At 69.7% G+C, this 11,493-nt stretch carries 10 protein-coding genes; all 10 read right to left on the minus strand.

What is annotated here, in order from left to right:
* Positions 1 to 5: 5 nt before the first annotated feature.
* On the minus strand, positions 6 to 953 hold the full coding sequence (locus tag ACFXB5_RS19105; protein WP_201855403.1) for a carbohydrate ABC transporter permease: 948 nt from the start codon (positions 951 to 953) through the stop codon (positions 6 to 8).
* A gap of 34 nt (positions 954 to 987) precedes the next feature.
* A complete protein-coding gene (locus ACFXB5_RS19110) occupies positions 988 to 2,295 on the minus strand; it encodes an extracellular solute-binding protein (RefSeq protein WP_385209116.1) in 1,308 nt (435 codons plus the stop codon).
* A complete protein-coding gene (locus ACFXB5_RS19115) occupies positions 2,292 to 4,187 on the minus strand; it encodes a glycoside hydrolase family 2 protein (protein ID WP_385209119.1) in 1,896 nt (631 codons plus the stop codon). The genes ACFXB5_RS19110 and ACFXB5_RS19115 overlap by 4 nt, the downstream gene beginning before the upstream one ends.
* Before the next feature lie 122 nt (positions 4,188 to 4,309).
* Positions 4,310 to 4,543, minus strand: coding sequence for a hypothetical protein (locus ACFXB5_RS19120; protein WP_201855400.1), 234 nt, complete (start codon positions 4,541 to 4,543; stop codon positions 4,310 to 4,312).
* 87 nt (positions 4,544 to 4,630) lie between these two features.
* Entirely contained in the window at positions 4,631 to 7,027 is a 2,397-nt protein-coding gene (locus ACFXB5_RS19125) for a family 43 glycosylhydrolase (RefSeq protein ID WP_385209121.1), read from the minus strand.
* Positions 7,028 to 8,494 carry a sulfatase-like hydrolase/transferase gene (locus ACFXB5_RS19130; RefSeq protein ID WP_385209124.1) on the minus strand — a complete coding sequence of 489 codons (1,467 nt, stop codon included), beginning with the start codon at positions 8,492 to 8,494 and terminating at the stop codon, positions 7,028 to 7,030.
* On the minus strand, positions 8,491 to 9,468 hold the full coding sequence (locus ACFXB5_RS19135; RefSeq protein ID WP_385209127.1) for an aliphatic sulfonate ABC transporter substrate-binding protein: 978 nt from the start codon (positions 9,466 to 9,468) through the stop codon (positions 8,491 to 8,493). Before ACFXB5_RS19135 ends, ACFXB5_RS19130 begins: the two co-directional genes overlap by 4 nt.
* A 45-nt stretch (positions 9,469 to 9,513) precedes the next feature.
* Complete coding sequence (locus ACFXB5_RS19140; RefSeq protein ID WP_385209129.1) at positions 9,514 to 10,293, minus strand: ABC transporter ATP-binding protein; 780 nt, start codon at positions 10,291 to 10,293, stop codon at positions 9,514 to 9,516.
* A complete protein-coding gene (locus ACFXB5_RS19145) occupies positions 10,290 to 11,099 on the minus strand; it encodes an ABC transporter permease (RefSeq protein WP_385209132.1) in 810 nt (269 codons plus the stop codon). Before ACFXB5_RS19145 ends, ACFXB5_RS19140 begins: the two co-directional genes overlap by 4 nt.
* Before the next feature lie 53 nt (positions 11,100 to 11,152).
* On the minus strand, positions 11,153 to 11,493 hold a 341-nt coding region (locus ACFXB5_RS19150), incomplete at its 5' end, for an ROK family protein (RefSeq protein ID WP_385209135.1).

Genomic DNA, 11,493 nt, shown 5'->3' on the forward strand with positions numbered 1-11,493 from the left:
CGCGCTCAGTCCTCCCTGCGCGAGAAGATCTTCAGCTGGGCGATCGAGAGGATGATGATGAGCCCGAAGAACACATACGACACCGCCGAGGCATAGCCGAGCCGGTAGTTGGTGAAGCCGGTGTCGTAGATGTACTCCAGGATCGGCCGGGTGGCCCCGTTCGGGCCGCCCTTGGTCAGCAGATAGATCTGGTCGAACACCTTCAGCGACGCCATCACCTGCAACACCGCGATCAGCCCGGTGGTCCGGCGCAGCTGCGGCAGGGTGACCGACCACAGCCGGCGCCACGCCCCGGCGCCGTCCAGCGCGGCCGCCTCGTAGAGGTGGTCGGGGATCGCCTGCAGCGCGGCCAGGTAGAGCAGGAAGTTGAAACCCACGGTCCACCACAGGGTCACCAGCGCGATGGACCACATCGCGTACTTCTCGTCCGTCAGCCAGGCGATGCCGTCGATCCCGAAGATCTTCAGCAGGCCGTTGAGCATCCCCCGGTCCGGCTGGAACAGCATGCTCCAGATCTGGTAGACCACCGCGACCGGCAGCAGATGCGAGGCGAAGAAGGCCAGCCGCCACAGCCACTGCCCCGGCATCCCCGTGTACACCAGCAGGGCCATCACCAGGGCGACGAGCACGAGGGGGACGGTGGTCAGGACGGTGAACCAGACCGTGTTGCCGAGGGTCTGCCACACCTGGCTGTCGCCGAACGCCTCGGTGTAGTTGTCCAGGCCGACGAGGGTGTTGTCACCGTGCCCGGTCAGGCTGGCGTTGGTGAAGCTCATCCACAGGCCGATGCCGATCGGCACGATGAGGAAGAGCGTGAAGAACACCAGGAAGGGGGTGGCGAAGAGCCACCCGGCGCGGCCCGACCGAAGCCGGTCCGTGGCGGCGGCCCGCCGGAATCCGGGGCGCCGGGATCCGGCCGCGGCCCGCCGCGCGGGCGTGGAGACGGAAGCCATGACATCGCTCCTTTCCATTGCGACTCCGTCGCGATCAGGCCGGATTCGGCTGGGCCAGCAGGGTGTTGATCTGGGAGACCATCGTGCGCACCGCGCTCTGCGCGGACGACGAGCCGCCGAGCGCGGGATCGAGCGCCTGGCACATCCGGGTCTGGAAGTCCGAGCCGGAGCCCGCGAACCACACCGGCGGGTCGAGCACGAGCTGCTTCGCGGCGCCCGCGTACTCCGACTGCGGGCGCAGCTTCGCGTACTGCGCGGACGAGACGGCCGGTGTGTACGCGGGGATGTGGCCCGCCGTCGCCCAGGTCAGCCCGGACCGGACCAGCTCGGCGACGAACCGGTGGGCGCGCCGCCTGCGCTCCGGATCCGGGTTGTCCTGGTGCGGCAGCACCAGGGCGTGGCTGTCCGAGGCCCCGGCCGGACGGTCGTAGAAGGTGGGGATGGGGGAGCCGCCCAGCTTGTCCTTCAGGGCCGACTTGTAGGTGGCCATGTCCCACTCGCCCGAGAAGATCATCGGCGAGCGGCCGTTGGCGAAGGCGGCGATGGCCGTCTGGACGTCCATGGTGCGGCTGTCGCGCGTCAGGTCGGCCATGAAGCGCACCACCTCGACGGCGGTGTCCTCGTCGATCTCGGCCCGCTTCCCCGTGAGGTCGAAGGTGGCGCCGGTCTGGCTGAACAGCGTCCAGAACATCCGCCAGCCCATCGCCGCGTCGTTGGCGTGGCCGAAGACGGGCCCGAGCTTGCCGCCGTCCTTGCGGAGCTTGTCCATCAGCTCCAGGGCGTGTTTCGGCGATTCGAAGGGCTCCAGCCGCCCGTCACCGGTGAGCAGCCCCGCCTTGTCCAGGACGTCCCGGTCGAAGAAGACGACGAACGGGTGGGTGTCCAGCGGAACGGCGTACGGGTCGCCCTCGTACAGACTCCGCTTGATGAGCGTCTTGTTGAGGTCGTCCTGCTTGAGGCCGAACTCGGCCAGCAGATCCATGTCCCACGGGTCGAGCAGACCACCGGGGGCATAGCCCGCCAGCCGGGTCAGGTGCATGATCGCCACATCGGGCGAACGGCCACCGGCCGAGGCCATCGCCAGCTTGGTGTAGTACGGCGGGCCCCAGTCCAGCACCGTCGTCCTGACCTTGAGACCCGGGACGCGCTTCTCCACGTTCCGCGTCATGGTCTTCATCAGTTCGCCGTCGGGGCCGGTGAACAGGGTCCAGTACTCGATCTCGTCGGCGCTCCGCACGCTTCCGGCGATCGAACCGCAGCCGCTGAGCGCGGACGCCGACACGGCGGCCCCCGCCCCGTACACCGCGCCTCTCAGCAGACCACGCCGTGACAGGCCGCTCATCGCCCCTCCTCCCCGGCCGGGCGCTCGAAGGCGGCCGGGCGCTGCTGTGCCGCGCGCAGCCGCTCCACATCCAGCTTGTGGCTCCGGTCGAAGCGATAGACGCCGTTCTGCTCCTGGAACACATCGGTGAGCTGGGTGTAGCAGTAGCCGAACATCAGGGGGTCGTCGAGCAGCGCCCCGGTCAGCCCCGCGAAGCGGGTCTGGAACTCCTCCTCGGTCCGCGGCCGCTGCCCGTACCCCCAGGACACCTCGCGGTCGTCACCAGCCGCGGCGTCCGCCTCCTCCGGATTCCACCAGATGCCGCCGAACTCGCTGCAGAAGTAGGGCTGGCCGCGGTACGGCAGCGACCACACCGCATCGGTGTCCTTCCTTCCGGGGTTCCCCCGGTTGTCGGGGTTGAGATAAGGGTCGTCCTTGTCCAGCCCCGCCATCTGACGGCGGAACGCCTCCGGGTCCTGCTCATAGCTGTGCGAGTCGTACACATCGGTCTCGGCCACGCGGTGGGAGTAGCCGGAGGCGTCCAGCACCGGACGGGAGGTGTCGGCGGCCTTGGTGGCCAGGAACATGCCCCGGGTGACATCGTCCAGGACGGTCTGCCGGTCGTGGAGCTCCTGGTGCGTCTCGTTGAGCGGGCACCAGCCCACGATCGACGGATGCGAGTAGTCCCGCTCCACGGCCTCCAGCCACTGGGCGATGAATCCGGCGGTGGGCCGCTGGTTGTCCGCCGTGGTGCGCCCGGTACTGGCTCCCCAGTCGCCGAACTCGCCCCAGACGAGATAGCCGAGCCGGTCCGCGTGGTGCAGGAAACGCTCCTCGAACACCTTCTGGTGCAGCCGCGCCCCGTTGAACCCCGCGGCCAGCGACAGCTCGATGTCCCGGACGAGGGCGGCGTCGTCGGGCGCGGTCATCAGCCCGTCCGGGTACCAGCCCTGGTCCAGGACGAGCCGCTGGAAGACCGGGCGGCCGTTGAGCAGCAGCCGCTTGCCGTCGATGGCCACCGACCGCAGCCCGGCGGTGCACTCGGCGCGGTCCACGGCCTCGCCGGCACCGTCCAGCAGCTCGATCCGCACCCGGTACAGATGGGGGTCCTCCGGAGACCACGTCCGGCGCCGGTCCTCGGGCAGCGTGAGCACCAGACGGGGGGCCAGATCCAGGTCGGCGCGGACGCTCGCCTCGGCCACCGTCTCGCCGTCCGCGTCGCTCACCCGGGCCGTGATCCGGTGGCCCGGACGGTTCGCGCTGAGCGGCAGTTCGAGGTGGAAGGCCCCGGACGCGAGGTCGGGGGTGATCCGCGGCCTGCGCAGATGGACCTCGGGCACCGGCTCCGCCCACACCGTCTGCCAGATGCCGGTGGTGCGGGTGTAGTGGCAGTCGCTGTTGGCGTAGTCGGTGGCCTGCTTGCCGCGCGCCTGAGCGCCGTGGCGGGCGTCCCGGGCCCGTACCACGATCACCACCTCCGCGTCGCCGCCGGTCGCGCCCGCCACCACGCCGAGATCGGCGGTGAAGGAAGTGAAGCCGCCGCTGTGCCGGGCCACTTCGCGGCCGTCGGCCCACACGGTGGCGTCGTGGTCGACGGCCCCGAAGTGCAGCAGCACCCGCCGGCCGGCCCAGCCCGCCGGTATCCGGACCGTGCGCCGGTACCAGACCGCGGGGTGGAAGTCGGTGTCCCCGATCCCCGACAGCTCGGACTCGGGGCAGAACGGGACCAGGATCCGCCCCTCCAGCTCCTGGTGCACCAGGCCGCGCTCGAGTCCGCTGTCGCCGGGGTCGAAGGCGAACTGCCAGGCGCCGTTGAGATTGAGCCAGTCCTCACGGACGAAACTGGGCCGGGGATATTCGGGTCGTGGAACGTCGTTCGACACTCCGGGCGAGGTGATGTCCGGGTGGGCCATGGGATCTCCGGGAGGGCGGGGGATTTGACCGGGCAGGGGTATGCCATCACCCGTTTACATCGATGTAAAGATCCCGCGCAGCAACTTTTGCCATGACCTCGGACGGCCGTTGGTGGGGCTGGCTAGATCTCGCCCTTCCTCACCTTGTACAGCTCGACGTCCTTGTTGGCGAAGAGGTGCACATAGCCGCAGTTCCAGCAGATCAACCCGGTGGCAGATTCGTTGGCCCAGCCGAACTTGAACAGCTCCATGCCGGTGCTGTTGAGCTTCACCTCGCGGTCCCGGAAGAGATCGCCCTTGCAGAACACACATGTGATCCACACGTCCCCGATAGCCGCATGTACAGGCTTGGCCACGCTCTCTCACCTTTTCCGGCCACCGAAGTGGCCCCCGTCTCGCGTCAACAACGGTGATCAGCATAGGACGGGGGTCCACTCGGCCGGTCAGCCGCGATAGGTGTGCAGATAGTCGAACCGCGCGACCGCGCCCGCGGTGTTCTGCGCGACCAGGCCGATCCTGAGCTTGCTCACGGTCGGCAGGGTCCAGACGCCGGTGTGGACCCAGTGCACACCGTCCGTGCTGGTGGCGGCGCGCACCTCGGTCTCGTCCCGTGCGGTGTCGGCGTGGTACGACAGCCGCATCCACAGCGTGTCCGCGGGCGGGCCGCCGAACATCGGCCCGTAGGCCACCGGCGTCGGCGGTGTGGTGGTGGGACGCTCGCCCTCCTTCGCGAACTCGGTGATATGCGTGGCCTTCCCCTCGGCGTGGCTCACCGGGAGCACCGCGTGCACCAGCTTGAAGTAGCGGTCGTCGTTTCCGTACAACACCAGCCCGGCCTGCTGATTGGTCCGCCCCGGAGCGAACCGGAGCCTGGTCTCCACGGTGTAGTCGCCCGGGGGAGCGTCCCGGGTCAGCACCGACGCCGTATTGCTGCCGAGATAGAGCTCGGCACCCTGAGTGGGCCAGGAGAGAGTGCCATCGGACATAGCGACCCCGGACGCCGGTCCGCGCACCCAGGACCACGGAGAATCCGCGGTGGTGCCGGGGACGGTGGCGGTGTCGAAGTCATCGCTGTAGGCGGGCAGCGGCGGGCCGGGCGCATGCTCGGGGACGCGGCTGGTGACCGGTGTGTGGAGCGCCGCGGCCCCCACGTTGTCGGCCGCCGCACCGGCGCCCCGGGCGGCCACGCCGACCTTGCCGGAGCGGACCGCCGCCGCGGGCAGCGGCCGCTCCTGGGTGGCCACCGCGTCCCGCAGCCGGTCCGCGCTCACCTCCACGGTCAACCGGGTGCCACGGATCTCCGCCGCCACGTTGTGCCAGGTGTCCCAGGCGAAGTCCGGCGGCAGCGGGGTCGTACGGGTGCCACGGCTGCGGCCGTCGACCCGTACGTCCGTCACCAGTGCGTCGCGCCGCCGGTCCAGCCACGCCACCACGAAGTCGTCCGGGCCGGTGTAGCCGGCCAGCAGCCCGGCCGCGCCGGTGGCCGAGGTGACCCGCAGATCGGCCTCGGCGCGCCGGGCCGCCGGGGCGGACCGGTCCGAGACCAGGTAGACGGGGTCGGTGGGATTCCCGCGCGGTGTGACGAAGCCTCGGGCGTCCTGCTCATGACCGACGCTCCAGCGGTCGGTGCCGGTGCCCCCACCGCCGTGCCACCCTTTCAGAGAGCCGTCGTTGAAGGTGCCGCCCGCGGTCCAGGAGGCCACCGGGGCCCGCTGTGCGCCCTGGGAGGCGCCGGCCCCCGCCCGTACCACCGGCCAGCCGTCGATCCAGTCCAGCCGGTCCATCAGCATCGGCCGCTTGGACAGCTTCAGCGTGCCGCCCGCGGCCGGTTTCAGATCCGGGTCGTCGGAGGAGATGGCGTGGCAGACGAGCCAGTCCTGGCCGGACAGATCGGTCTGGAGGGCGTTGTGCCCGGGGCCGATCCAGCCGTTGCCGTTCGCGGTGAGCACCACACCGCCCTTGCTGGTGGCGGCAGTCAGCGGAACACCCTGGTCGTCCACGAAGGGCCCGGTCGGGCTGGTCGCCCGGCCGACCTTGACCTGATAGCCGCTGTAGGCGCCGTCGCAGCAGCCCGCGTCGGAGTAGAACAGGTAGTAGTGGCCACCGCGCCGGACGACGAACCCGCCCTCCATCCGGCGGCCCTGCGCCACTTCGGTCACCGCGCCCTCGATGCGGGTGCGGGCGGCGTTCATCTTCGCCACGCAGATCGTGTCGTAGCTGCCCCAGTACAGATAGGGCTGACCGCCCTCGTCCGTGAACTGGGCCTGGTCGATGTTGTCGGTGGCGCAGCCGCTCGGCGAGGGCAGCACGGCTCCCCGGTCGGTCCAGGGGCCGGTGGGGGTGGGCGCGGTCGCCACTCCGACGGTGTTCTCGGAGGACACCGAGTAGTAGAGGTTGTAGTGGCCGTTCACATAGCGGATGTCGGGGGCCCACAGCCGGGCGCCCTTGTGCCAGGCGGGTTTGGACTCCGGGGTGAAGACCTCCCCGGCGTACTCCCAGTGCGCCAGGTCGGCCGAGCGGAGGATGGGCAGCATCCGCTCACCGTCCTCGCCCTTGCTCTGGAACACCGGGTTCTGGGTGCCGTACGCGTACCACAGGCCGTCCTTGCCCCGGATCATCACCGGGTCGGGGAAGGTGTCGACCACTCCGGCCGTGAGGGGGTTCTGGTAGGTGGGCGCCTGGTGGGCCGTCATGTTGTGCTCCGCCGCCGGGCGCTGGGCGGCCGTCGCCCGGGCCGCGGGCAACAGCCCGGCCAGCAGCGCGCACAGCAGCGCGGCGACGAGTGTGCCGGGGCTGTGCCGAGGGCTTCGTCTACGGCTTCGTCTACGGCTTCGTCTCATCTACGCGGTCCCTTCCGGCTCGAAGGAGCTCAGGCTCGGGTCGTAGTCCAGATCTCCGATGTCGAACATCGGGGTCATCCAGTGGTAGAAGTTGTCGCCGCGCTCCCGCAGCAGGTCGTACAGGCGGCGCATCAGACGGCGGCGCACGGGCAGCAGCTCGGGGTGCTCATAGCGGTTGGTCAGCTCATGGGGGTCGGTGTCCAGGTCGTACAGCTCGTTGACCGACTCGGGGTTGACGATGAGCTTGTGGCGCTCGTCGCGGATCATCCGCTGCGGATACGGGAAGTGGTGGCCGTGGAACTCGGCGAGCAGCTCGGCCGGCCACCGCGGATGCTCACCCCGCACCAGCGGCACCAGGGATCGGCTGTCCACGGCCGGTGAGGTGTCGCAGCCCGCGAGGTCCAGAATGGTGGCGGTGCAGTCGGTGAGGCTGACGAACTCCTGGCGCACCTGGGGGGCTTCCCCGGGGATGCGGATGATGCCGGGGATGCGGTAGATGTCCTCGTACATCGCCGGGCCCTTGTCGTGCAGCCGGTGGGCGCCGGTGAACTCGCCGTGGTCGGCGGTGAAGAACACCGAGGTGTCATCGGTCAGCCCGAGTTCGTCGAGGCGGGTGAGGATGCGCCCGATCTGCTCGTCGATCAGCGTGACATAGCCCCAGTAGACCGCGATCAGCTTGCGGGTGACCTCGATGGGGATGGTGTCGAAGGTCCAGTGGGCGCTGTAGTTGCGCTGTACCGGTGGCTTTCCCTCGAAGGTCTCGGCGATCGAGACGGGCAGGTCCACCAGGTCGGGGTCGTAGCGGTCGAAGTACGCGTCGGGCAGCAGATACGGCAGATGCGGCCCGAAGAAGTGGGTGGCCAGGAAGAACGGCCGCCCGTCCGCGGCGTAGCGCTCCAACTGCTCGATGGCGCGGGTGGCCAGATAGTGCTCGAAGGTGGCCTCCACCGGCTGGTGCAGCCGCGCCGCCAGCAGATTGCCCGGATTGCCGTTGGGCGTGGTGCCGCGTACGGAATCGGATATCCGGTACGGCGGCAGGCCCCGCTCCTTCAGATACGCCGCGTAGTCCGGGTGGTCGACGGGGTTGTGCCAGCCGGGCAGATCGGGTCCGTCGAAGCCGTACGAGGCGGCGTTGCGGTGGGTGCCGACATGCCACTTGCCGACCAGGCCGAGCTGGTAGTCGCGCTCGGCCAGGGCGCCGGGGAAGGTGAACGCGTCCTCGCGCAGATCCTCCAGATAGCCGACGTTGCGCTCGTAGTTGGCCAGCAGCCGGTGGCGGAAGGGCGCCTGCCCGGTGAGCAGACTGGCGCGGGCCGGGGTGCAGATGGCGGTGGGGGTGTAGCAGCGGTCGAAGCGGGTGCCGGTCGCCGCCAGCCGGTCGAGGTTCGGCGTGGCCACATGCGGATTGCCGTAACAGCCGAGGGTGTCGACGCGGTGCTGATCGGTCATCAGGAACAGCAGGTTCATCGGGCGGCTGCCTTTGTGTAGAGGTCACCGGCGTAGAACGAGGACGGGTCGGGGGCCTTCGGCAGCTGCCCGGTCCGGACGAAGAATTGGCTCATGCCGTCCAGCCACTTCTCGACGGTGCCGTCCTTGGTCCTGGCCACCAGCTCGGCGGTCGTCATCGTCTTCACATGCTCCGCGTCCGCCGCGACCTTCGCCTCATCGGCCTTGAGCAGCTTCGCGGCCAGCGCGATGGACTCCTTGGCGTGCGCGGCCCGCCAGTCGTTGGCCTCCTGCAGGACCTTCACGACCTTCTGATCGCGCTCCGGCTTCGCCTTGGCGGCGGAGACGAAGGCGGTGGGGAAGGAGGAGCCGGGGAGGTCCTCGGTGCTCGCCACCTCCTTCATCCCCGGCACCTTCTCCTTGATGGTGTCGATGAGCGGATACCAGATCCCGGCGCCGTCGATCTGCCCGGAGGAGAACGCGGAGACGACGGTGGGCGCGTCCATCACCACCTTCGAGATGTCCTTCATGGTCATCCCGGCCTTCTGGAGCGCCAGATTGAGCGCCATCTCACCGGAAGTGCCCTCGGGGACGCCGACCTTCTTCCCTCTCAGACCCTGGATCGAGGTGATACCGGGCCTGGCGATGACCCGGTCGGCGTAGGTGAGGGTGTCGATGGCCACGATGGTGGCCTTGCCGGAGGCGGGCAGCCACAGGGCGCCCGGCCCGATGTAGCCGTAGTCGAGATCGCCGGTGCGCAGGGCCTGGATCTGGACCGGGCCGTTGACGAACACCTTGGGCTCGGCGGTCAGACCGTGCTTCTTCCACAGGCCCCGCTCCTCGGCGATGGCCAGCAGGCTCGCGCCGTTGTAGTCGGCGATATAGCCGAACCTGACCGCGGAGCCACCGCGGCCGGAGGACGAACACGCCGCCACCGACAGTGCTGCCCCGGTCGCGGAGAGTGAGATCATGAAGTCGCGTCGGCTCATCCTCATCTCGGGTGAGTCCTTTCGAGAAAGAAGTGCGGTTGGGAAGCGAGGTCAGGCGGCGGAGCCGGCCGGTGACTGGTGGTAGACGTGAGTCCAGACGTCGTTGCGGATGCGCGCGAACTCCGGGGAGAGCCGGATCTCCTCGGTCCGCGGATAGGGGAGGTCCACCTCGATGACCCGGTGGATCCGGCCGGGCCTCGCGGCCATCACGACCACCCGACCGGCCAGATACACCGCCTCGTCGACGTCATGGGTGATGAACAGGACGGTGCGCCGCTCCTGAGTCCAGGTGTCCAGCAACTGGTCCTGCAACTGCACCCGGGTCAGCGCGTCCAGCGCCCCGAACGGCTCGTCCATCAGCAGGACTTCGGGGTCCACGGCATAGGCCCGGGCGATGGCGCAGCGCTGTTTCATCCCCCCGGAGAGGGTCTTGGGCAGGGCGTCGGCGAAGTCGGCGAGCCCGACCAGCTCGATGGCGTGATCGGCGCGCCTGCGGCGCTCCCCGGCGGGGACGTGTGCCAGCTTCAGCCCGAACTCGACATTGCCGCGCACCGTCAGCCACGGGAACAGCGCGTACTGCTGGAAGATCACCCCACGGTCCGGCCCCGGCCCGGCGACCGGCGCGCCGTCCACCGTGACCGTGCCGGAGGTGGGCTCGACCAGTCCGGCCACCATGGACAGCAGGGTGGACTTGCCGCAGCCGGACGGGCCGACGACCGCGACGAACTCCCGGTCCCCGATGTCCAGGGAGACCTGACCGAGGGCGGTGAAGGTGGCGCCCTTCATCGGGTACGTCTTGACCACGTCCCGAAAAGAGATCTTGGGGCTCATCGACGCTCCTGCCACGCGGTGAGACGGTGTTCGGCCAGCAGCAACAGACGGTCCATGACCAGGCCGATGACGCCGATGCTGATCAGACCCACGAAGATCGTGGGAACGTCGTAGTAGGTCTGGGCGTGGACCATCTCGAAACCGAGCCCCTTCTGGGCGCCGATCATCTCGGCCGCCACCACGGTCGCCCAGGCCGCGCCGAGCCCGATGCGCATGCCCACCAGGATGAACGGCGTGGACGCCGGGATGACCACCTTGAGGAAGACGGTCCGGTCCGAGGCGCCGAGCACCCGCGCCGCGTCGATCAGCGTCCGGTCCACTCCGGTCACCCCCTGGAAGGCGGCCACCACACAGGACATGAACGCCGCCAGGAAGATGACGAAGATCTTCGGTGTCTCGCCGATGCCCATCAACACGATCACCAGCGGGATCAGCGCGAGTGGCGGGATCGTGCGGAAGAACTGGACGTACGGCTCCAGCAAGCCCCGGGCCACCGGATACCAGCCCATCAGAAATCCCACGGGCACGGCGGCCAGAGTGCCGAGCGCGAACCCCAGGAGCACCCGCTGGAGGCTGGCCAGCGCGTCCTCGGTGAGGGTTCCGTCGGAGAGCAGTTCCCGCGCTCGGGAGCTCACGGAGAGCGGTCCGGGGATGTCCGCGAGCCCCGCCGCGGCGGTCAGCGCCCAGAGGGCGATGGCCAGGACGAGGGCGATCAGATTGAACACGAGGGGGTGGACGGTGCGTCGTGCGCCGCGTGGCGCTTGCGGTGTCGTGGGGGTCTTCTCGGGCGCGGTGACCACCGTCATGGACGCCTCGCGGGGTACATGGGTCCTCCTCTTCGGCCCGGGACCGGGCCGGATCAGCCCGGACGGGCCGGGTAATGGCTGAGCAGGGGGGATTCACGCAGGACAAGGGCGATACCGCCCAAGGCGCCACCGGCCTCGCCGAGCGCCGCCGGCCTCAGGTCCACACGGTCCCGTGAGATCGGCATGATGTGTGCGCGCAGCGCCCGTTCGACCGGCTCGAAGAGCGGTGGGCCGGCCGCGGCGAGTTCGCCGCCGAGCACGATCACCCCGGGGCCGACCGCGTTGCACACCGCCGCCAGCACGGTGCCGATATGGGTGCCGGCCGCCTCCAGCGTGCGCAGCGCCACCGGATCGCCGGCCTCCAGCGCCCCGAGGAGCGCGGCCAGGCCATCCG

The organism is Streptomyces sp. NPDC059455 (assembly GCF_042750115.1).
Taxonomy (GTDB): Bacteria; Actinomycetota; Actinomycetes; order Streptomycetales; family Streptomycetaceae; genus Streptomyces; species Streptomyces endocoffeicus.